This is a genomic window from Bradyrhizobium sp. Kon69, assembly GCF_055807515.1.
Genome location: NZ_JBVVOS010000044.1, coordinates 28,380 through 48,800, shown reverse-complemented (window position 1 = coordinate 48,800; position 20,421 = coordinate 28,380). Strand labels below are relative to the sequence as shown.

Genomic DNA, 20,421 nt, shown 5'->3' with positions numbered 1-20,421 from the left:
TGTGCTTTTCGCGCAGCGGACCGCGGGTGCCAGCCGGCACCCGGCCTTCCCTGCGCCCTCTTGGATAAGAGGGTGGAGTGACCAGGCAAAGCTCGGGCGAAACGCGCTGCGAGAACGAGAACTCATGTTCGCTGTTGAAAGATCAGTCGCATCATTTCCCGGGATATGTCGAACGGCGCTCGCGCTACGCGGCCGTCTCCTCACGCGGCCCTGCGGCGGGCCTTCGCCTTTGTCTCTAGCTTTGCCTTCAGCTTTGCTTTGGGCTTCTCCGGCGCCGCCGATGCCGGGGTGCGTCGAGCACCGGGGCCGGCGTGGATATGAACCTCCTTGGCCAAAAGCGGCTCGCCGCATTCGGAGCACACCATGACCGGATTGAAGTCCTTGCCGCATTTGCGGTGTTGATGCAGCAAAGGTCGCCCGCGCGCGTCGACCATATGAGTGTCGCCCCAATGCACGATCGCCATCATGATCGGATAGAGATCGAGCCCCTTCTGGGTGAGGATGTATTCGTGCCGCTTGGGCGAATCCTGATAGGGGGTACGACGCAACACGCCCTGCCGGACCAGCTTCTTCAGCCGTTCGGCGAGCAGGTGGCGCGTGATTCCGAGCGAAGACTGAAACCCCTCGAAACGGCGTGTGCGCAGGAAGCATTCACGCAGGATCAGAAGGGTCCAGCGGTCGCCGATCACGCCGATGGTTCGGGCCATCGAACACGGCTCGTCCTCCAGCTCACCCCATTTCATTCCAGATCTCCACTCTGCCCGCGGCTTCTGCGCGAATCGTCCAGGAATCCTTTTGGTCTGAAGACCATTCTAAATCGGCACTTACTGCGAGACAATGTTTCTCTGATCCTAAAGTCAGCCGGAAATGTACCAGGATTGACAGTTCTATTTTAGAACTGTAGGAATAGTCTGCGGCCTGGATGATGGTCCGACGACCGGATCCAGGCCTGACCGGGAGAAAGCCCTTGCAAAAGAGAAACGCGACCGTGGCCGTGATCGGCGCCGGTGATTTTATCGGCAGCGAGATTGCAAAGAAGTTCGCCTCCGAGGGCTTCACGGTGTTCGCGGGACGCCGCGACGGCGCCAAGCTCGAACCGCTCGTCAAGGAGATCGAGCAGGCCGGCGGCGAAATTCACGCCCGCGCGCTCGATGCGCGCAAGGAAGACCAGATCATCTCGTTTCTCGGCGACGCCGACAAGCACGCGCCGCTCGAGGTTTGCATCTTCAACGTCGGCGCCAACGTCAACTTTCCGATTCTCGACACGACCGAACGGGTGTTCCGCAAGGTCTGGGAAATGGCTTGCTATTCCGGCTTCCTCGCCGGCCGCGAGGCCGCGCGCCTGATGCTGCCCCGCGGCCAGGGCAACATCTTCTTCACCGGTGCGACGGCGAGCCTGCGCGGCGGAAGCGGCTATGCGGCGTTCGCCAGCGCCAAGTTCGGCCTGCGGGCGGTCGCGCAAGCCGCGGCGCGCGAATTGGGCCCGAAGAACATTCACGTGGCGCATCTGATCATCGATTCCGGCGTCGACACGGAATGGGTCCGGCAACGGCGGATCGAGGCGCTCGGTCCGAACGCGCTGGATGATCCCGACCTCCTGATGCCGCCGTCGTCGGTCGCCGAATCCTACTGGATGCTCTATCAGCAACCCAAAAGTGCCTGGACCTTCGAGCTGGAGATTCGTCCCTTCGGCGAGAAATGGTAGCGAAGCCGGTTCACGATGGCCCGTGCAAAGGTTCAGGATGAATTGCCGAAGCGGTGTTCCGGAAGTCCCTGTGCGATGCCATCGATGGCCAGAACATGGCCCGCCTGGGGTTCGCGGCTCAATTGCTCGCGATCCAGAAACTTCCTCGCCGTCGTCACGAACAGCGTCTTCAGGTCGGCTCCGCCGAAGCAGACGCAGGTCGGATTGGTCGCCGGCACCGGAATGACGGTATCGATCCGGCCGTCCGGCCGATAGCGCACCACCCGGCCGCCGGAGAAGAAGGCGGTCCACAGTCCGCCCGCGACGTCGATACACGCGCCGTCCGGCCTCTCCCCGGAGGTGCTGTAATCCGCGAACAGCCGTCTGTTGCGGATCACGCCGTCATCGAGATCGAAGTCGAACTGCCAGGTGCGGTATCGCCTCGTATCGGTGAAATAGAGCGTGCGATTGTCGGGTGAGAACGCGATGCCGTTCGTCACGATGACATCGCCGAACACGCGCGCCGTCCGGCCGTCCGGGTCCACACGATACAGCGCTCCGTTCGGTCGATGCAGCTGGTTGTCCATGGTGCCGATCCATAGCCGGCCTCGCGCGTCAACGCGCCCGTCGTTCAGGCGGTTGTCGGGGCCGCTTTCGACCTCGCAGAGCTGAGCTGGAGGACCGTCATCGGACGCGCGGCGATAAAGTCCCAGATCCTGCGCGAGCAGGTGGGAGCCATCCGCCGTCAGAGCCTGACTGCCGAGGAAGTTGCATGCGTAGGGAACAATCTGATGAGCGCCTGTCGCCGGATCGAACGATTGATGCAGCCGCCGGTCGATGTCGACCCACCACAGTCTGCGGGAGCGGTCGCACCACAACGGCGTCTCGCCGAGGATATCGCCGGCGGCGACCGCGGTCTCGACCCGATGCGCGGGGATCATGTCGGTGGTCATCCCGATCCGATTCCAACCACGAGCTGCCGTCGAAAGACGTCAGGCCGGTGGGCAATTAATCCTCGTTCCAGGAGGCGAGGGCGTGCGCGACGCAGCCGTTGATGTGGTCGGTGAGGACGGCTTTGGCACTCTTGATGTCGCGCTTGAGGGCACAGTCCAGCAGCGCCTTGTGCTGATTGATCGTCGCTGCGCCGCGGTAGCGCAGCGCATAGCGGAAATATTTGTCGAATACCACCGCGTGGGTCTGCATCAGCTCGCGCGAACCGCAGCTCGAGATCAGCGCCTGGTGGAATTCGCCGTCGTAGCGTTTGCGCAGCTCGGGATCGTCACCCTCCTTGAGCACGGTGCGTTCGGTCGCCGCCAGCTTGTGATGCGCCGACACCACGCGGCCTTCCCACTCGACGTCGCCGGCGCGGAACGACTCGGCCATCGCATGATGCTCCAGCAGGATGCGCAGACCGGCGAGCTCACGCAGGTTCTGGATGGAGATCGGCGCCACCTCGAAGCCGCGCTGGCCCTCGGCAACCACGAATCCCTCGGAGGTCAGACGATTGAGAATCTCGCGCAGCGTGCTGACGCTGAGGCCGTAATCTTCCTTCATGGCATCAAGCTTGAGGCGTCCGGATGGCGTGAGCACTCCGAAAATGATGTCGGCCCGGATGCGCTGATAGCCGCTGTCGCCCGCCGACAGGGGCCGTTCCTCGAGTGACGTCATGCCTTCTGATCCCGCCTGTCCCGATGGTCCGCCACCTCGGAGGCGGCCGAACCATCAATGTTGCCAGCACTATAGCAGATTTCGAACGTCCGACGCACAGTAAATCGTCATATGAAATGGATATCGTCATTTGACATGGAATACATGTGTGATGTCTAAATAGACCGAGGGTACGAAAAATGATGGCTTAAGCCGCCGTTCGCGCCCGTTCGAACAGGGAGGAAACGATGAGCTTGCTGGTACGGGCGCTGTCTGCGACGGCGATTTGCGTGGCGCTGACGGTCGGCGCATCCGCTGAGGACATTCAGGAGCGCACGATCAGGTGGGGACACCTGAACAACACCGATCACCCCGTCAGCGCGGGGGTGCAGAAATTTGCCGAGATCCTGCTGGCGAAGAGCGGGGGCAAGATGAAGGTTCGCGAGTTCGCGGCCTCGCAGCTCGGCAACGAGCTGCAGCAGCAATCCGCACTGCGTGGCGGCACGCAGGAAATGCTGTCGGCCTCGACGACGTCGCTCGCAACCGTCGTGCCGGAGTTCGGCCTCATCGACTTTCCATTCATCGTGAAGACCATCGAGCAGGCCGACGCGCTCGGGACCGGCAAATTCGGCACGTCAATGCTCGATACGTTGCCGCCGAAGGGGCTGATCGGTCTGGGCTATTGGGGCCTCGGCTTCCGCAACGTCACCAACAGCACGCGGCCGATCACCAAGGTCGAGGATTTCAACGGCCTCAAGCTTCGCGTGATTCCGAATCCGGTCTACCTTGAGACCTTCGGGTCCTTCAAGGCCAATCCCGTTCCGATGGCCTTCGGCGAACTCTACTCGGCGCTGGAGACCCGCACCGTCGACGGCGAGGAGAACCCCTTCACGGTCATTCTCTCCAACAAGTTCTACGAAGTGCAAAAATACGTCTCCGCCACCAATCACACCTTCACCCTGAACATCATCCTGGTGAGCAAGGCGTTCTGGGACAAGTTGTCGCCGACCGAGCAGCGCCTGATGCGCGAGGCGTACGAGGAGAGCCGAGGCTATCAAAAGGAGCAGACGCGCCTTCAGACCGAAAAGGCCCTGTCGGAACTGCAGGCGAAAGGCATGCAGTACAACACCGTCGCGCCGGAAGAGCTCGATCGCATGCGCAAGACGGCGCAGCCGGTGGTCGACAAGATTGCCGCCAATCTCAAGCCGGAGGCGGTCAAGCTGTTCAACGACGAGCTCGATCGCATCCGCAAGGACGTGAAATAGTCGACCTCGTCAGCATGCATAAGTAGGAGCCGACCGGTCGGCCGGCTCTTGAACTGACCTTGCCTGGACGGCCCGCATGGCACGAATTCTCGACCTCTATTGCACCCTGCTGAAGGGCATCATTGCCGCATTTCTTGCGGTGATGGTGGTGCTGGTGTTCGGCAACGTGGTGCTGCGCTACGGCTTCAACTCGGGAATCGCGATTTCCGAGGAGCTGTCGCGCTGGCTCCTGGTCTGGCTGACTTTCCTCGGCGCGGTCGTGGCAATGCGTGAGCACGCCCATCTCGGCGTCGATAGCCTTGTGCGGATGCTGCCGGCTTACGGCAAACGCATCTGCTTCATCGTCAGCTACGTCCTGATGCTGTTCGCCGACTGGCTTCTGCTCTCGGGAAGTTGGCGTCAGACGATCATCAATCTCGACGACCGCGCGCCGGCGACGGGGCTATCGCTCGGCATCTTCTATGGCGTCGGCGTGATCTTCGGCGTTTCGGCCGGAGTGATCCTTCTCTACGACCTGTTCCGTGTCATTTCCGGACAGGCCAGCGAAGCCGACATGGTCGCCGTCAGGGAATCGGAGGAGCACTGATGCTGTCTCCCCGTATCGTACCGCCCGGCGCTCCAATCCTGAAAATCACCGGGATCACGCCATGACGATTGCCGTCTTCACGTTCTCGCTGCTCGGCGCCATGGCGCTGGGCATGCCGATCGCCTTTGCGCTGATCGTCTGCGGCGTGGCCTTGATGAGCACGATCGACATGTTCGACGCCCAGATCGTGGCGCAGAACGTCATCAACGGCGCGGACAGCTTTCCGCTGATGGCCATTCCCTTCTTCATGCTCGCCGGCGAGGTCATGAACAAGGGCGGACTGGCCAAGCGAATCGTCAACGTTGCGCTCGTCGCAGTCGGACATTTTCGCGGCGGACTCGGTTACGTCACGATCCTCGCATCCTGCATCCTTGCGTCGCTCTCGGGCTCCGCGGCAGCCGATGCCGCGGCGCTGGCCGCCCTGCTGGTGCCGATGATGGTGGCGGCGGGCCACAAGAAATCCTATGCGGCGGGTCTGGTGGCGGCCGGCGGCATCATCGCGCCCGTGATTCCGCCCAGCATCGGGTTCGTTATCTTCGGTGTCGCCGCGGGCGTGTCGATCTCAAAACTGTTTCTGGCCGGGATCGTCCCGGGGATGTTGCTCGGGGCAGGGCTCTGCCTGGCCTGGTGGTGGGTGGTGCGCCGGGAGAACCTGACGCCCCCGCCAAGAGCATCGCTCGCGGAAATGGTGAAAGCGGTGGTCGACGGCTTCTGGGCGTTGATGCTGCCGGTTATTATCATCGTCGGCCTGCGCTTTGGCATCTTCACGCCGACGGAAGCCGCAGTGGTCGTCGCCGTCTATTCGCTGTTCGTCGCGATCTGCATTTATCGGGAATTGAAGCCGTCGCAGCTTTACGAGGTGTTCGTCTCCTCGGCGCTGACGACGAGCATCGTGATGTTTCTCGTGGCAGCGGCGCTGGTGTCGTCCTGGCTGATCACCGTGTCCGAGATTTCGACACAGATCGTCACCCTGCTGAAGCCGTTCATGGGCAACAACACGCTCCTGATGCTGGCGATCATGGTCGTGGTGGTGATCGTGGGAACGGCCCTCGACATGACGCCGACCATCCTCATCCTCACGCCGATCCTGATGCCGATCGTCAAGGCGGCGGGGATCGATCCCGTCTACTTCGGCGTCCTCTTCATCATCAACAATGCGATCGGCCTCATCACGCCGCCGGTCGGTATCGTGCTGAATGTGGTTTGCGGCGTCTCCAGGATCAGCATGGAGGACATCATCAAGGGCGTCTGGCCCTTCCTGATTGCACAATTGATCGTCCTGTTCGCGATGGTGCTATTCCCGGGATTGGTGACGATCCCTGCCAAATGGTTTGCCGGCTAGACGCGTCGGCAACAAAAGAAGGACAAGCGAAATGGCCGCAAGGATCATGATCCTCAACGGACCCAATCTCAATTTCCTCGGCATCCGCGAGCCCCACATCTACGGCTCGACGACGCTCGATGAGATCGAGGCGAGCTGTAAGTCGCTGGCCGATCAGCTCGGGGTTTCGATGTCGTTCCATCAAACGAACATGGAGGGCGAGCTCGTCAGCCTGATCCAGTCCGCCCATGGCAACGCGGATGCCATCATCATGAATCCCGCAGCCTATTCGTTCACCTCGATCGCGCTGATCGATGCGCTGAAGATTTTCGAGGGCGTGAAGATCGAGGTGCACATCTCGAACATCCACGCGCGGGACGAGCTGCACCGCCACTCGATCACGTCGAGTGCCTGCACGGCGGTCATTTGCGGTCTCGGTCCATATGGCTATCTCGCCGCGATGCTCGCGGTCGTCCAACGGTTGGGGCAATTGCCTGAGACCATCGCACCGGCTCTGCACGGGCTTGCGGCCCGCGGCAAGGCGTAGGCATGGAGGGCGGGATGCGCGGCACGGGATTTCTGGCCATCTGGAGCGACGTCGAGGCTCACGACCTGACCGACTATCGGCACTGGCTGACGCGTGAGCACACGACCGAGCGCGTGACGACGAAGGGCTTCCTGGCATCGCGTGTCTTCCGCGCGGCAAGGGACGACACCGATCGCTTCTTCATTCTGTATGAGTTGGAAACACCAGAGGTCCTCGACGGCGAGGCCTATCTGGCGCGCCTCAACGCACCGACGCCGTGGTCCCAGCGCATCATGCCGAAGCTCGGCAATTTCATGCGGGGCGGCGGTGCCATGATCGCGCGGGCAGGGCGGGGCGAGGGCGCATCGATCGTGGCGCTCCGGATCGAAACGCTGCCGAAGGATCCCCAGGGTCTGGCTCAGGCGCTCGTTGCGTGCGACGGGATTGCCGCCGTACAGATCGGCGCGACCGACGAGGCGCGGACGTCGGTGCGGACGACCGAGAAGGGCATGCGGAAGAACGAGGGCTTCTTCGCGGGGCTTTTGCTGATCGAGGCGCTCGACGTCGCCTCGTTGCAGGCTGCCTTGCAGCGGGCAAGCGAGCTTGCGCCCGACGTCATGGCCGGGGCGAGCGAGCCGGAAGTTTATCAAAGCATGTTTGCGCTCGACGCCCGTATCGCGGATTTCGGTTGATGGCAACGTTCTCGCTCGCCGCCTTGACCGTGCTCGAGCTTGCGCCGCCCGAGATGATCGAATTGGCCGCGCATTGCGGCTACGAAAAAGTCGGGCTCAGACTGTTGCCCGCCACGCCTGGCGGTGTTGCCTATCGCCTGATGGACGATGCGCCGCTCCTGCGGGAGACGCTCCGGCGGTTGGAGTTGACGGGGGTGACTGTCGCCGATCTCGAGGTCGTTGCGTTCAGACCGGAAACCGAGATGGCCTCGTTCACGCCCTTCTTCGAGGTGGGCGCGCGCCTCGGCGCCAAACACATCCTCGTCGCGGCCTACGATCCGGATCTGGCGCGGTTTTCGGATCGCTACCAGCAATTTTGTGAAGCGGCAGCAAGCTACGGCCTGACCTCCGATCTCGAATTCATGCCCTGGACCAGCGTTCCGGACCTGAAGACCGCAATGCGGATCGTCGGCGACGTCGATCATCCCGGTGCCGGCATTCTGGTCGATGCACTGCATTTCGATCGGTCGCAAAGTTCGCTTGCGGACCTCCGCGCTATCCCGGCGCACCGCTTTCACTACTGGCAATTATGCGATGGCCCCGCCGAACGCCCACCGACCACTGGGCAGCTCATCCATGCCGCTCGCGAGGAGCGGATGTTTCCGGGCGAGGGCGGAATAGACTTGATGGGGCTTGCAAGCGCGATGCCGCATGACCTGACCATCAGCATCGAGGTTCCGACCGTTCAACTAGCAAAGAGCGTCGACGCCGCGTCGCGAGCACGCCGGGCGTTGCTGGCGGGCAGAGCCGTCGTGGAGCGGGCGCGCAGCCAGAGGTGAGAATTCGGGAGGGAAGGGTAGTTCGGGATGCCGCAGGCCGATCGCTCCTGGGACGTCGAGACCGATCTCCTGGTCGTCGGGGCGGGTGCCGCCGGCATGACGACATCGCTGGTGGCTGCCCTCGAGGGGCTCGACGTGATCCTTTGCGAGAAGTCGGACAAAGTCGGCGGTACGACTGCGACCTCCGCCGGCACCATCTGGATTCCGGGCAATCGGCAGGGACTGCTTGCAGGAAGACCAGACTCGACCGAGGCGGCGCGTGTCTATCTTGAAGCATTGCTAGGCGAACACGCCGCGGACGCGCGTGTGGATGCGTTCCTCCAGACGGGTCCAATCATGCTCGATTATCTCGAGCAGAGGACGAGCGTACGGTTTGCGGCGCCGCCGGTACATCCCGACTACAAGAATCTTCCTGGAGCAGCGATCGGTGGTCGTGCTCTCGGCGCGGTTCCGTTCGACGGCCGCAAACTTGGCAAGGACTTCGAGCGTATCAGGCCCCCGCGGCGAGAGTTCATGGTCCTCGGCGGCATGATGGTCGGGAAGATGGACATTCCGGCGTTGCTGGCGCCATTCCGCAACTGGACGAACTTTAGGCATGTCGTCGGTCTTCTCGGTCGGCATTTGCTCGATCGACTTCGCTACAATCGCGGAACGCGTCTGATCATGGGCAATGCTCTCGTCGCGAGGCTGTTTGACAGCCTCCGTCATTCCGGCGTGGATCTGCGATATGAGACTGAGCTCAGCGAGCTCATCCGGAGCGGCGACGCAGTCGTCGGGGCCGTTTTGTCATCGTCCTCAAGACCGTTGGCAGTACGCGCCCGCAGAGGCGTGGTGCTGGCAACGGGAGGCATCGGCTGGAGCCGCGAACTTCGCGAAAGGTTTTTCCCCGAGGCCGCGCACCGATTTTCACTCGCGCCATCGTGCAATACCGGGGACGGCCTGCTCGCGGCCGAACGCGTCGACGCGGTGATCGAGCGCGATTTCGATAGCCCCGCCTTGTGGATGCCGAGCTCGGTCATGACGCAGGCGGACGGTTATGTCTCGGTATTCCCGCACATTATGCTGGATCGTGCCAAGCCAGGACTGCTTGCGGTGAACAAGTGGGGCCGCCGTTTCGTGAATGAAGCCGATTCCTATCACGACTTCGTGGAAGCGATGTTGCGATCGGACTCGCCTTCCGTATTAGCTACGCCGGCTTTCCTGATTTGCGACCGCGCCTTTATCGGCGACTATGGCATTGGCCTCGTTCATCCCGGGACGAGGGATCTGGACAAATTTCTGAAGGCTGAATATTTGCTGGCAGGCGAAACGATTGAAGCACTAGCCGAAAACATCGGCGTCGATGGCCGCGAGCTTGCTCAAACTATTGAGCGATACAATCGCTATGCCGAGAGCGGTGTGGACGAAGAGTTCGGCCGCGGTTCAAGCGAGTTGAACCGGTTCAATGGTGATCCCCGGAACGTGCCAAACCCGTGCCTGCACCGGATCGGTCCTGGGCCATACTATGCCGTCGCAGTATGGCCGACGGATCTCGCCAGCAGTGCCGGCTTGTGCACGGATTCAACCGCCCGGGTCCTGTCTAGCCGTGGGATGGCCATACCCGGACTCTACGCCGTCGGCACCGATTCATCCTCGATCTTTCGAGGCACTTATCCGGGCCCGGGCACGATGATCGGGCCTGCGATGGTATTTGGATGGTGCGCGGCGATGCATGCCGCCGGCGCTTCAGCTCAGGAAGAAGATAACTGAAAGCAGGGTCGTCCGTCGCTCCGAACTAGGAACTCTTGCGCACCATCGAGGCTTGACTCAGCGGGCCAGCGTCGCCGCCGATTTGCTGGCCTGCACGGCCCCGCCTCCAAGCCCCCATACCCCCCAGGGTGGGGCCGTGTCTCTTCGCAGGAGATGCAATGCCCGAGCCGACCGATCACGACATCAGAGAACGTGCGCACTGGCTTTGGGAGCGAGCTGGCAAGCCGGAAGGCCGCGAGGAAGAGTTCTGGCACGCGGCCGAGCAGGAGTTGCGCAACGAGGACAAGTCGAACCCCATGCGGACGCCGGATACGCTGTGACCAACAAGGGATGCCCATTCTGCCATGGTCTGGGATGGGTCTGCGAAAACCATCGGCTCCGCGCCTGGAGCGACGAATTGGGCGGCTGCCGCTGCGGTGAGGGCATGCCCTGCACCTGCAACGCGACGGAAGATCCCGAAACAAGGGCAGTGATCGTCGAAGCGGACACGACGTGGCATTGAAGGACTCTGGCATTGAAGGACCTGGCATTGAAGGCGGAACAGAGCCTTCCAGCAGGAATTGAGGTTGTGAGCAGCACGGGCTGCGACGCAGGCCCGTGGCTACGGCGGGGTTTGCGGTGGACGAGCGGCAAAAGATAGAGCACCAGATCGAACTCGCAACGCGAGCGGCTGCGCTCGTCAAAGACGAAACCACCGTCCAACGATTCAGGAACTTTGCCGAGGAGCTGAAGCAGAAGCTGCTTCGCATGATGGGGCGCGGCAAGGTGCGAGCGCGCGCTTACGAACTCTGGGAGCAGGCCGGTCGCCCGGCCGATCGGGATGTGGAGTTCTGGGTCGAAGCGGAACGGCAGATCGAACAAGAACGCGAACAGCGGAAGCTCTCGGATCCCTCAGACAAACGATAGAAAGCGAAGCGATAGGACGAAACGATACACAAAGAAAAAACCGCCGAGTTCTTCACCCTGGCGGCTTCAAAAGTCCGTAGCTGTTGGTCGCCTCTCCAGCCTCGTGCGTACCGCCGTTACCTTGTTTGCGGCCATGCAAGATCATTCTAGGCCAACGCGCTCGATTCTGCTGTGACCTGAAGCACACATTGGAAGGACGACGTGTGGCAACCGACCGCGGGTGCCAGCTGGCACCCGGCCTGCCTACGCGCCGGCCGCGACACCCAGGCGGCCGATGCCTGGAAGCTTCAGCGCGGGACGGCGGATGTCGAGGCCGAGCACCGCGCCGAGGAAATTGATCTCGACCCCTTCGACCCAGCCGATGGTCATGCCGAGATAGCCCGACAGCGAGGCGTAGAGCCCGGTGCCGGACGCCGTGATGCCGGCCCAGCGTCCGCTATAGGGAAAGTCCTTGCCGATGGCGGTCGGCGGCAGCACGGCGCGCAGCTCGGGAACGGCGTCCAGCGCCGCCTGCACGAAGGTGTTGGAATTCGGTCCCGGCCAGGCGCTGTAGTCGCCATAGGCACGGAACTTGTAATTCTCGACGACGGAACGGATCTTGGGAATCAGCGCTTCGGCCCGCGCGCCGTCGACGGCGACGACGGTTTCCGGAAGGGCGCCGAACCAGCGGCCGTCGGGGGCAAAGCCGTTGCTACGAATCGGGTCGCCCCAGGCCGTGTAGTCGTATCGGCTGTAGGTGGCGGCGCCCTTCTCCTTCACAACGATCCAGGTGTGAACGGCAAAAATACTCCGCCAGCGCACGGTGCGCGCGGCGAACACGCGGATCAGCGCGTCGGGATTGGCGGATGCGGGCGGCAGCAGGCCGGCGCTGGAGCGATCCGCCGTCTGCCAATTGCCGCGGCCGTCGCCGCGCAAATAATAGCGGCCGGCCGACACGCCGATCGGCAGGAAGATCAGCAGCAGGAACAGAATCAAGGATTTCCTCAAGGGCAAACGCGGTCAGGCGGGACGATGCCACCAATATAGTTCGCAAGGCACGCCGCGCCAGCGCTCTCCTGCTCTTGCATTCGGATGGTGCGGCCATATGTTGCGTCCATGAGGAAGTTGTCGCTCGTCGAGGACCAGGCCATCCAGGCGCGAATCGCGTACATCGCGGGCGCCGAGATTTTCGATCGCCTGTTCGCCGGCATCCGGTTCGACGAAATCGACGGCAATCTGCTGTTTGCCATTGCCAGCGACGAAGACTGCGCAGCCGAGATCGAGGACGAATTCTCGCACCAGCTCGCTGTGGTCGCAACGCACATCCTCGCGCAGAGCGTCGACGTGGTCGTGGTGCTGCCGAAGGTTCTGCAATAGCTTTCTGCCCGGCAGCCTTCCGCCCCGCTTGCCTTCGCCTTCTGTCTTTGCTTTTCAACGCAATTGCAAGATTGTAATGACGTCATTGGGCGCTCAGGCCCGAGGCGCGTTATCGACGGAGCTCGACGGGAGGGCTCGTCGTCGCTCGTCTCCATTTGCGAAACAAAGTTGGATACACATTGGCGCCCACCAGGAAAGCCCGGGCCACGACCGGCGCGATAAACACAAAAAGCAAGAGCTCGAAAAGCAAAGGCTCGATAAGCAACAGCGCGAAAAGCAAGACTTCGAAAAGTACCAGCTCGACAAGCAAGCGCCCGGACAAGAGCGCCTCGCGCTCCGCGGTCGCCTCCTCGTCGCCGCTCGGCATGCTGGCGCTGCATCTGCTCGATCACTGGGAGAAGTCCGGCCGCGACGGCCTCGTCTTCCTCTGCGATGACGAGAGCAGGGCGGAGCGGCTGGGCGGCGTGATCCACGCCCTCGATCCCTCGGTCGACGTGCTGGTGTTTCCGCGGCTGAATACGCTGCCCTTCGACGGCCTCGAGCCATCCCGCGAGATCGCGGGTCGGCGCAGCTCGGTGCTGCGGCGTCTCGCCAAGGCAAAGAAGCCCGTCTTCCTGGTGTCGACCGCGGAAGCGATCATGGAACGGCTGCCGCTGCCGGCGAGCTGGTCGCGGTCGAGCCTCACGCTGAAAGTGGGCGCACCCTATTCCGGGCCCGAGCTGGAGACGCGGTTGGAAGCTCTCGGCTACGATCTCGACGAAGAGGCGGAATATCCGGGCGGCGTCCTGTTCCACGGCAAGACGTTCGAAGTGTTTCCCGCCGGCGCGCTCGCTCCCTTCCGGATCGAGCATTCCGGAGACACGATCCGCAAGATCGTCGCGGTCGATCCGATCGAGCACGAGGTCGTCTACGAGACCGCCGAATTGATCATCGATCCCATGTCCGAGCGGATCGCGCTGGGAGCTACGCGCGGACAGCGGGCGACACTGCCGGATTATTGCAGCCGCGCGCGATGGATCGCGGATGCCGGGGTATCGGCCCACGCCGAGAGCTGGCTGGGCACGATCGAGGACGCCGCCGGCCGCAGGGACGCGGAGCGCGAGTATCTGGGGCAGGCGGACTGGAAGCAGTTGAAGAAGCGCATCAGCGTGCTGCCGCGCAAGGCCGCCTTCATCTCGACGCCGGAGTTCTCGAAGCTGGCCTCGCCGCGCAAGGCGCTTCGCGCCTTTGTCGCCGACATGCAGCGCGGCGGATCGCGGCTGCTGTTCGTCGCCGCCGTCGAGGATGACCTTCGCGCGATCGAGCGCATGAGCGGCATCAAGGCGGAGCGCCTGGCCGATTGGAGCGAGGTGACGAAGGCACGGAGCCGCGAAGGCGCGCTGCTGGCCGATTTCGACGCGGGGTTCATTGGCGCCGGCCGCAAGCCGCTTGTCGTCGTGACCGCGTCCGACGTGCTCGGCAGCCGGGCCCATCATCCCCAGCCGATGGCGCGCGCCTGGAACCCGGCGTTCGATCATCCCGACGTGCCCGAAAAGGGCGCCGCCATTGTCCATTTGCAACGCGGGCTCGCCGTGCTCGACGGCTTGCAGACCCTGGACATGGGCAAGGGATCGCGACGCGAGATGATCAGGCTCAAATTTACGGGCGACAATGCCGTGCTCGTACCGCCGTCCGATCTCGCGGTGATCTGGCCTTATGCCGGCGAGCCCGGCAAGCTGACGCTGGACAAGGCGGACGGCAGCAGCTGGTGGGCGCGGCGCACCGAGGCGGAAGCGGAAATCCAGGTCGCCGCCAAGGCGCTCGCCAAACACATCAGCCAGCGCCTCCGCCGTCGCGCACCCAAACTGGTGCCGCCGGGGCCGGCTTACGAAAAATTCGTCGCACGGTTCCCCTATTTCACGACAGTGGACCAGGGCCAGGCGATTCAAGACGTCCTCGACGATCTTGCGGCGGGCCATCCCATGGACAGGGTGATCTGTGGTGACGTCGGCTTCGGCAAGACCGAGGTCGCGCTACGCGCGGCGGCCGCAGTGGCGCTGTCGGGCAAGCAGGTGGCGATCGCGGCGCCGACGACCGTGCTGGCGCGGCAGCATGTCGAAACCTTCCGCAAACGGTTCGGCCCCCTCGGCATCGAGGTGGGAAGCCTCTCGCGAGCCAGTTCAGGCCCGGAGACGCGAGAGACCAAGGAGGGGCTGCGGCGCGGCACGCTGAAAGTCGTGGTCGGCACGCAGGCGCTTGCGGCAAAGGACGTGAAGTTCGCCGATCTTGGCCTCGTCATCATCGACGAAGAGCAGCATTTCGGGGCGGCGGAGAAGGCGAAGCTTTCAGGGCTCGCCAAGGGGGCTCATTCGCTGTGGATGAGCGCCACGCCGATTCCGCGCACGCTCGCGGCGGGACTTGCCGGCTTCAGGGATCTTAGCGTGATTGCCTCGCCGCCGGTTCATCGCCTTCCCATCGTGACCAGGATCGCGCCGCTGTCGGACGCTGCCATTGCCGCCGCGCTGCTCCGCGAGCGCAGGCGGCATGGTCAGAGCTTCCTGATCTGCCCGCGCATCCAGGATCTGGAGCCGATGCTGGCCCGTGTGCAATCGGTGGCGCCGGAGCTGCGCATCGTCTGTCTTCACGGCAGATTGCCCGTGGACGAGATCGACGATCGCATGATGAGTTTCGTCGACGGCGGGGCGGATGTGCTGCTGGCGACCAATATCGTGGAAAGCGGTCTCGATATCCCGCGCGCGAACACCATCGTGGTGTGCTGGCCGGAAAAGTTCGGGCTTGCGCAGCTGCATCAGCTCAGGGGACGGGTGGGACGCGGCGGCACGCGCGCGTTTGCTCATCTGCTGACGGAATCGACCTCGGAGCAGTCCGAGAAACGTCTGGCGGTGCTGGAGGAGTTCAGCAAGCCGGGTGCCGGCTTTGCGATCAGCGAGCGCGACCTCGACCTCAGGGGCGCCGGCGATCTGTTTTCGGAACAGCAGTCCGGCCACGTCCAGGTGTTCGGACCCGTGCTCTACAGTCATCTGCTGAAGCGGGCGTCCGAGCGAGGCAGCGATACCGGCGCCGATCTGTGGGTGCCCGATCTCAACATGCCGCTGGCCGACATGCTGCCTGAAGGCTACGTGCAATCGGAAGCGGTCCGGCTCGAGATCTATGGCCGCGCTGCCAGGTGCCGAAGCGACGACGATCTGGAAGACCTGGAGGAGGAGATCTCGCGTCGTTTCGGCAGGCTGCCGCCGGAGGCCCGCGACTTCTTCGCATCCGCCAGGCTCCGGATCGATTGCAAACGGCGCGGCATCGTCAGGCTCGATGTCGGCCCCGAGGCCGTCGCCGCGACGTTCCTGCCAGGGCGGCTGCGGAAATCCAGGGGAAAGTCGCAGACGGGAGCGCTGCAGCGCGACGGCGACCGCGTTGTTCACGTCGGCCGCCGCGACGAGGATCCGTTCCGCCGGGTCGAGGAGTTTCTCGACCTGCTGGACGGCTAGGGATCATTCGGTCTGCTCGACTGCCGCGGGCATTTTCGCCACCGACATCAGCGAGCGGGCCACCTGGTTGAGGAGCTGATCGGCGTTCTCCTCCTCGGCCAGCGATTTCGACAGCAGGGCGACAATGGCACTGTGGCGAAGCTGCTGGGCGAGGTTGCGCGCCGTGGTGTAGCCCGCGATCTCGTAATGCTCGACGCGCTGCGCAGCGCCGATCAGGGCGAGGTCGGCCGCCGCGTCCTCCTTGTCCTCGCCCTCGGCCATGATTTCCTGGCCCTCCTCGACGAGGCCCATCATGCCCTTGCAGGGCTTGGCGCGGGCGGATTTGCCCAGCATTTCGAAGCATTCGTTGATGCGCTCGACCTGCGCTTCGGTCTCCGCGAGATGCTGCTCGAACAGCTCGCGCAACTGGTCGAAGCGGGCGGCCTCCGCCATCTTGGGCAGCGCCTTGGTCAATTGCTTCTCGGCATGCAGGATATCGCGCAGCTCGTTGATGAGCAGATCGCCGAGACCCGCTTCGTCCGCCGGGGGCGAGCTCTCGGTGACGATGGCCGAGGCCGGGCCCGGTTCGCCCGCCTGGATCGCCGGCGACTCCGTGAAGACCCAGTCGCCGCCCTCGTTCCAGGGGCCGCGCGTGTCGATCTCGCCATGATCGCCGGCGCCGGTGGAATCATTGAAGAACTGGTCGACGAGGCCGGGCGTCGGGGCGATGCGGCCGATGCTGAAGGCCGGCTTGCCCATGCTCTCGAGCGCGAGCGCGAACGCCTTCATGTGCGTGATCTCGCGGGTCATCAGGAACTGCAGCGCGTCCTTGCTGCCGGCGTCGTCGCAGAAGTTGATCAGCCGCTCGTAGACGATCTTGGCCCGCGCCTCTGCGGCGATGTTGCTGCGCAAATCGACGTCGAGCTCGCCGGTGATCTTCAGATAGTCGGCGGTCCAGGCATTTCCCTGCGAGTTGAATAGATTGACCCCGCCGCCGCCCGCGATGGCGATGAGGGGATCAGCTTCGGCCGCCTGGCGGTCGAACTTCGACGGCTTGAGATGCATCCGCGCCAGCGTGCCGACGACTTCCAGATGGCTGAGCTCTTCGGTGCCGATGTCCATCAGGAGGTCCTTGCGATCGGGATCCTCGCAGTTCAACCCCTGGATCGAGTACTGCATCGCGGCGGCGAGCTCGCCATTGGCGCCGCCGAACTGCTCCAGCAGCATGTTGCCAAAGCGCGGATCCGGCTCGTCGACGCGAACGGTGAACATCAGCTTCTTGACGTGATGATACATGGTGGACTCTCGGGTGCAGGAGGGAGTGGAAAGAAGGTGAGTCTCGAACGGGCGGCTTCAGCGTTCGTTCCTCGCGAAACGACCTGCGCCGATAATGTCAGGCGCAGGTCGTTCGAACTCGATGGGTAGGATTGCGGGGGACCGTTCAGCGTTGATCCGGACGCTTGGCAGGCGGCCCGCTCTTGTTGCCAGGTGCGCCCTGAATATGCGCCGGATCCTGCGATTGCACGGCGGTGTTGCCAGTGGAGCTCGTCGAGCTCGATCCGACGGTCTCACCGGGCTTGGCGGCCGGACCGTTCTTGTTGCCGGGCTGTCCGGCAATCCCGGCACCCGAATTCTGCGCGCTCGGCGCGGACGAAACGTCAGGCTTGCTGGCCTGCGCCCAGGCTGCTCCAGGCAGCGCGAGAGCGGCGAGGATAACGGCACCTGTGAACTTCATCTCGGTGTTCTCCGACTGATGCCCCATCTACTCGAACGCCGGTGACCTGCGTGCGTTCCCTGTCGTCATCAACTCGAAAAGTCTTCTCGCGTTATCATGGCGAACTATCCGGGCAGTGGCGCCTCCACGACGTCCAGCAGCGCGCCGAGGCCCTGTCGCAGACGGCGGGTGGCGATGCTCTCGGTCGCGAGACCGAACACCACGAGGGATCGCCCGGTCATCGCATAAACATGCCCGAACTCGAACGCGGGCATCTGCCCCTCCGGTTGATTGGTGTCGATCAACCCGATCCAGCTGCGTCCCTCGGCGACCGCGGGCAAGGTGAAATTGACGACGTCGTGATGAGCATTGTAGATCAGCAGCATGGTTGCGTCCGAACCGCGGCGCTTGATCCCGGTCTCCTGGGCGCGGCCGTCGAGCAGCAAAGCGAAACATTTGGCGTTGCCGTCCTGCCACTGCTCCGTCGTCATTTCCTCCCCGGACGGCGCGAGCCACGTCACGTCCTTGACGTCCAGCTCTTCGTTGTGGGAGCCGACCAGAAAGCGGCTGCGGTAGAGAATCGGAAATGCCTTGCGCGTGGCGATCAGCTTGCGGGTGAATTCGCGAAGGCTGCGGCCATTTGCGGTGATGCCCATCCAGTCGAGCCATGTGGTCTCGTTGTCCTGGGCGTACGCGTTGTTGTTGCCGTGCTGGGTGTGTCCGAATTCGTCGCCGGCAAGCAGCATGGGCGTGCCGTGAGACAACAGCATGGTCGCCAGCAGATTGCGCTTCTGGCGCTCGCGCAGCGCAATGATCTCCGGATCGTCCGTCGGTCCCTCGGCGCCGCAATTCCAGGAATGATTGTTGCTGTGGCCGTCGCGATTGTCCTCGCCATTGGCTTCGTTGTGCTTGTCGTTGTACGAGACGAGGTCATTGAGATTGAAACCGTCATGGGCGGTGACGAAGTTGACGCTGGCCCATGGCCGGCGGCCGCGCTTGTTGAAGAGATCGCCGGAGCCAGACACGCGCTTGGCGAAGTCCGCGATCGAACCCTCGTCGCCCTTCCAGAAAGCGCGCACGGTGTCTCTGAACTTGTCGTTCCACTCCGCCCATCCCGGCGGAAACTGACCAACCTGATATCCGCCCGGACCGATGTCCCAGGGCTCGGCGATCAGCTTGACGCTGGAGAGCACCGGGTCCTGGCGGCACGCATCGAGGAAGCCGCCGCCTTCGTCGAACCCGTAGGGCTCCCGTGCCAGGATGGTGGCGAGGTCGAAGCGGAAACCGTCGACCCGCATCTCGGTCGCCCAGTAGCGCAGGGAATCCGCGACCAGTTGCAGCACACGCGGGTGCGACAGGTTCACCGTATTCCCGGTACCGGTGTCGTTGATGTAGTAGCGCTGCTGGTCCGGCAGCAGGCGGTAATAACTGGCGTTGTCGATGCCCTTGAACGACAGGGTCGGGCCGAGCTCGTTTCCTTCCGCGGTGTGATTGTAGACGACGTCGAGGATGACCTCGATGCCATGAGCGTGGAACTGGTTAACCATGGCTTTGAATTCGTTCGCGAACGGCGTCTTGAGGTAACGCGGCTCCGGCGCGAAGAAGGCAAGGGAGTTGTAGCCCCAGTAATTGCGCAGGCCTTTCTCGACCAGATAGCTGTCGTCGACGAAGGCATGGATGGGCAGCAATTCTGCACTGGTGATGCCGAGCGATCGCAGATAGGCCGGGACCTCCGAATGCGCGAGGCCGGAGAACGTGCCGCGGTCTGCGTCGGGCACCAGCGGATGCAGCTGGGTAAAACCCTTGACGTGCATCTCGTAGACGATCGTCCGCTCCCACGGAACTTCCGGCTTGCGCGCGGCGCCCCAGGTGAAGGCCGGGTCGATGACGCGGCATTTCTGCATCAAGGGCGCGCTGTCGCGTTCGTCGTAGGAGAGATCCTTGTCGGCATGGTCGAGCCGGTAACCGAACAGCTCCGGTCCCCAGCGCAGCCGGCCGACCAGTTGCTTGGCGTAGGGATCGAGCACGAGCTTGTTGGGATTGAAGCGGTGTCCCGCGTCGGGTTCGTAGGGGCCGTGGACCCGGTAGCCGTAGACGGTGCCGGGACGCGCCGCGGGCAAATAGCCGTGCCAGACTTCGTCGGTATATTCCGGGAGTTCGATCCGCTCCAGTTCGGTCTCACCGTCGTCGTCGAACAGGCAGAGCTCGACCTTTGTGGCATGGGCCGAAAACAGCGCGAAATTAACGCCGAGCCCGTCCCAGGTGGCGCCAAGCGGAAACGGCTTGCCCTCGCTGATGCGGGAGCGGCGCAGGCTCGAGGCCGCGCGCGTCAGGGCGTCGTCTGATGAATGTACTGGTTGATCCATTGTTGCCCCCGAATAGTCCTTCAAGAATTTTGTGCAGTAGCCGTCACTTCCGCGTCGCCTGCTCGCCAACCGCCGCAGAGGCGATGACTGCGACAGGAGGCACATCGTCCGGCTTTGGCAGCGTGGTTGCCCTTTGCAGCGCCGCCTCCTTGCTGATGGCCGCAATCGAGTTGCCGGTCCGCTCGACGATGCTGGTCAGCTCCGCGTCGGACAATCCGAGACGCTTTCTGACAAGGCGCACCTGAGTACGGTCGGCAAGGTCGAGCTTGTTACGGATTGGTTGTGGCTTCGGGCGGCGCATGGCGAAAACTCCTGTGTAGAGTTGCAACC

At 63.3% G+C, this 20,421-nt stretch carries 21 protein-coding genes; 12 read left to right on the top strand and 9 right to left on the bottom strand.

Features of this window, described 5'->3' with window-relative positions; all coding sequences use genetic code 11:
* Window positions 1-200: 200 nt before the first annotated feature.
* A complete protein-coding gene (locus tag AC0L3U_RS36105) occupies window positions 201-743 on the bottom strand; it encodes a winged helix-turn-helix transcriptional regulator (RefSeq protein WP_473364824.1) in 543 nt (180 codons plus the stop codon).
* Window positions 744-967: 224 nt separating this feature from the next.
* Between AC0L3U_RS36105 and AC0L3U_RS36100 the strand changes: the two genes are divergently transcribed.
* Window positions 968-1,705 (top strand): SDR family oxidoreductase, encoded by a 738-nt coding sequence (locus AC0L3U_RS36100; RefSeq protein WP_473289135.1) that lies wholly within the window; start codon window positions 968-970, stop codon window positions 1,703-1,705.
* Window positions 1,706-1,737: 32 nt separating this feature from the next.
* Here the strand turns inward: AC0L3U_RS36100 and AC0L3U_RS36095 are convergent, their stop codons facing one another.
* Complete coding sequence (locus AC0L3U_RS36095) at window positions 1,738-2,637, bottom strand: SMP-30/gluconolactonase/LRE family protein (RefSeq protein ID WP_473364823.1); 900 nt, start codon at window positions 2,635-2,637, stop codon at window positions 1,738-1,740.
* A 55-nt stretch (window positions 2,638-2,692) separates the two neighbouring features.
* The gene (locus tag AC0L3U_RS36090) at window positions 2,693-3,352 is read right to left on the bottom strand and encodes a GntR family transcriptional regulator (protein WP_473364822.1); all 660 of its coding nucleotides are present in this window, start codon (window positions 3,350-3,352) and stop codon (window positions 2,693-2,695) included.
* 227 nt (window positions 3,353-3,579) lie between these two features.
* On the opposite strand from AC0L3U_RS36090, the gene AC0L3U_RS36085 reads away from it, so the two are divergent.
* The 9 genes from AC0L3U_RS36085 (at window position 3,580) to AC0L3U_RS36045 (ending at window position 11,194) form a co-directional block, all read left to right on the top strand.
* Window positions 3,580-4,596 carry a TRAP transporter substrate-binding protein gene (locus AC0L3U_RS36085; RefSeq protein WP_473289130.1) on the top strand — a complete coding sequence of 339 codons (1,017 nt, stop codon included), beginning with the start codon at window positions 3,580-3,582 and terminating at the stop codon, window positions 4,594-4,596.
* Window positions 4,597-4,672: 76 nt separating this feature from the next.
* Entirely contained in the window at window positions 4,673-5,182 is a 510-nt protein-coding gene (locus AC0L3U_RS36080) for a TRAP transporter small permease (protein WP_473364821.1), read from the top strand.
* 61 nt (window positions 5,183-5,243) lie between these two features.
* A complete protein-coding gene (locus AC0L3U_RS36075) occupies window positions 5,244-6,524 on the top strand; it encodes a TRAP transporter large permease (RefSeq protein ID WP_473364820.1) in 1,281 nt (426 codons plus the stop codon).
* A 31-nt stretch (window positions 6,525-6,555) separates the two neighbouring features.
* On the top strand, window positions 6,556-7,050 hold the full coding sequence (locus AC0L3U_RS36070; protein ID WP_473364819.1) for a type II 3-dehydroquinate dehydratase: 495 nt from the start codon (window positions 6,556-6,558) through the stop codon (window positions 7,048-7,050).
* Window positions 7,051-7,064: 14 nt separating this feature from the next.
* Window positions 7,065-7,721 carry a hypothetical protein gene (locus AC0L3U_RS36065; protein ID WP_473364818.1) on the top strand — a complete coding sequence of 219 codons (657 nt, stop codon included), beginning with the start codon at window positions 7,065-7,067 and terminating at the stop codon, window positions 7,719-7,721.
* Between the two features lie 29 nt (window positions 7,722-7,750).
* Complete coding sequence (locus tag AC0L3U_RS36060; RefSeq protein WP_473347654.1) at window positions 7,751-8,539, top strand: sugar phosphate isomerase/epimerase family protein; 789 nt, start codon at window positions 7,751-7,753, stop codon at window positions 8,537-8,539.
* Window positions 8,540-8,566: 27 nt separating this feature from the next.
* Window positions 8,567-10,288: an FAD-dependent oxidoreductase gene (locus tag AC0L3U_RS36055; protein ID WP_473364817.1), complete on the top strand. Its 1,722-nt coding sequence runs from the start codon at window positions 8,567-8,569 to the stop codon at window positions 10,286-10,288.
* 158 nt (window positions 10,289-10,446) lie between these two features.
* Complete coding sequence (locus AC0L3U_RS36050; protein ID WP_247358340.1) at window positions 10,447-10,608, top strand: DUF2934 domain-containing protein; 162 nt, start codon at window positions 10,447-10,449, stop codon at window positions 10,606-10,608.
* 298 nt (window positions 10,609-10,906) lie between these two features.
* Window positions 10,907-11,194: a DUF2934 domain-containing protein gene (locus AC0L3U_RS36045; protein WP_456768181.1), complete on the top strand. Its 288-nt coding sequence runs from the start codon at window positions 10,907-10,909 to the stop codon at window positions 11,192-11,194.
* Between the two features lie 243 nt (window positions 11,195-11,437).
* Here AC0L3U_RS36045 and AC0L3U_RS36040 read toward each other — a convergent pair whose 3' ends face one another.
* Window positions 11,438-12,169, bottom strand: a complete 732-nt coding sequence (locus AC0L3U_RS36040; RefSeq protein ID WP_473364816.1) for a DUF3750 domain-containing protein — start codon at window positions 12,167-12,169, stop codon at window positions 11,438-11,440.
* Between the two features lie 120 nt (window positions 12,170-12,289).
* Here AC0L3U_RS36040 and AC0L3U_RS36035 point away from each other — a divergent pair, with 120 nt between their 5' ends.
* Window positions 12,290-12,550, top strand: coding sequence for a hypothetical protein (locus AC0L3U_RS36035; RefSeq protein WP_007595982.1), 261 nt, complete (start codon window positions 12,290-12,292; stop codon window positions 12,548-12,550).
* 109 nt (window positions 12,551-12,659) lie between these two features.
* Here AC0L3U_RS36035 and AC0L3U_RS36030 read toward each other — a convergent pair whose 3' ends face one another.
* Window positions 12,660-12,917, bottom strand: coding sequence for a hypothetical protein (locus AC0L3U_RS36030; RefSeq protein WP_473364815.1), 258 nt, complete (start codon window positions 12,915-12,917; stop codon window positions 12,660-12,662).
* Between AC0L3U_RS36030 and AC0L3U_RS36025 the strand changes: the two genes are divergently transcribed.
* The gene (locus tag AC0L3U_RS36025; RefSeq protein ID WP_473364814.1) at window positions 12,916-16,032 is read left to right on the top strand and encodes a DEAD/DEAH box helicase; all 3,117 of its coding nucleotides are present in this window, start codon (window positions 12,916-12,918) and stop codon (window positions 16,030-16,032) included. The genes AC0L3U_RS36030 and AC0L3U_RS36025 overlap by 2 nt on opposite strands.
* 3 nt (window positions 16,033-16,035) lie before the next feature.
* Here AC0L3U_RS36025 and AC0L3U_RS36020 read toward each other — a convergent pair whose 3' ends face one another.
* The 4 genes from AC0L3U_RS36020 to AC0L3U_RS36005 all read right to left on the bottom strand — a co-directional run bounded on the left by AC0L3U_RS36020 (window position 16,036) and on the right by AC0L3U_RS36005 (window position 20,392).
* On the bottom strand, window positions 16,036-17,307 hold the full coding sequence (locus AC0L3U_RS36020; RefSeq protein WP_018453925.1) for a DUF892 family protein: 1,272 nt from the start codon (window positions 17,305-17,307) through the stop codon (window positions 16,036-16,038).
* Window positions 17,308-17,452: 145 nt separating this feature from the next.
* Entirely contained in the window at window positions 17,453-17,746 is a 294-nt protein-coding gene (locus AC0L3U_RS36015; protein ID WP_473289105.1) for a hypothetical protein, read from the bottom strand.
* Between the two features lie 104 nt (window positions 17,747-17,850).
* Window positions 17,851-20,091, bottom strand: a complete 2,241-nt coding sequence (gene glgX / locus AC0L3U_RS36010) for a glycogen debranching protein GlgX (protein WP_473364813.1) — start codon at window positions 20,089-20,091, stop codon at window positions 17,851-17,853.
* 43 nt (window positions 20,092-20,134) lie between these two features.
* Entirely contained in the window at window positions 20,135-20,392 is a 258-nt protein-coding gene (locus tag AC0L3U_RS36005; RefSeq protein ID WP_473364812.1) for a hypothetical protein, read from the bottom strand.
* Window positions 20,393-20,421 lie beyond the last annotated feature (29 nt).

Coding starts and splice junctions, on each gene's coding strand:
- AC0L3U_RS36105 (WP_473364824.1), bottom strand. CDS start 743: ATGAAATGGGGTGAGCTGGAGGACGAGCCGTGTTCGATGGCCCGAACC.
- AC0L3U_RS36095 (WP_473364823.1), bottom strand. CDS start 2,637: ATGACCACCGACATGATCCCCGCGCATCGGGTCGAGACCGCGGTCGCC.
- AC0L3U_RS36090 (WP_473364822.1), bottom strand. CDS start 3,352: ATGACGTCACTCGAGGAACGGCCCCTGTCGGCGGGCGACAGCGGCTAT.
- AC0L3U_RS36085 (WP_473289130.1), top strand. CDS start 3,580: ATGAGCTTGCTGGTACGGGCGCTGTCTGCGACGGCGATTTGCGTGGCG.
- AC0L3U_RS36080 (WP_473364821.1), top strand. CDS start 4,673: ATGGCACGAATTCTCGACCTCTATTGCACCCTGCTGAAGGGCATCATT.
- AC0L3U_RS36075 (WP_473364820.1), top strand. CDS start 5,244: ATGACGATTGCCGTCTTCACGTTCTCGCTGCTCGGCGCCATGGCGCTG.
- AC0L3U_RS36070 (WP_473364819.1), top strand. CDS start 6,556: ATGGCCGCAAGGATCATGATCCTCAACGGACCCAATCTCAATTTCCTC.
- AC0L3U_RS36065 (WP_473364818.1), top strand. CDS start 7,065: ATGCGCGGCACGGGATTTCTGGCCATCTGGAGCGACGTCGAGGCTCAC.
- AC0L3U_RS36055 (WP_473364817.1), top strand. CDS start 8,567: ATGCCGCAGGCCGATCGCTCCTGGGACGTCGAGACCGATCTCCTGGTC.
- AC0L3U_RS36050 (WP_247358340.1), top strand. CDS start 10,447: ATGCCCGAGCCGACCGATCACGACATCAGAGAACGTGCGCACTGGCTT.
- AC0L3U_RS36035 (WP_007595982.1), top strand. CDS start 12,290: ATGAGGAAGTTGTCGCTCGTCGAGGACCAGGCCATCCAGGCGCGAATC.
- AC0L3U_RS36025 (WP_473364814.1), top strand. CDS start 12,916: ATGCTGGCGCTGCATCTGCTCGATCACTGGGAGAAGTCCGGCCGCGAC.
- AC0L3U_RS36030 (WP_473364815.1), bottom strand. CDS start 12,917: ATGCCGAGCGGCGACGAGGAGGCGACCGCGGAGCGCGAGGCGCTCTTG.
- AC0L3U_RS36020 (WP_018453925.1), bottom strand. CDS start 17,307: ATGTATCATCACGTCAAGAAGCTGATGTTCACCGTTCGCGTCGACGAG.
- AC0L3U_RS36015 (WP_473289105.1), bottom strand. CDS start 17,746: ATGAAGTTCACAGGTGCCGTTATCCTCGCCGCTCTCGCGCTGCCTGGA.
- glgX (WP_473364813.1), bottom strand. CDS start 20,091: ATGGATCAACCAGTACATTCATCAGACGACGCCCTGACGCGCGCGGCC.
- AC0L3U_RS36005 (WP_473364812.1), bottom strand. CDS start 20,392: ATGCGCCGCCCGAAGCCACAACCAATCCGTAACAAGCTCGACCTTGCC.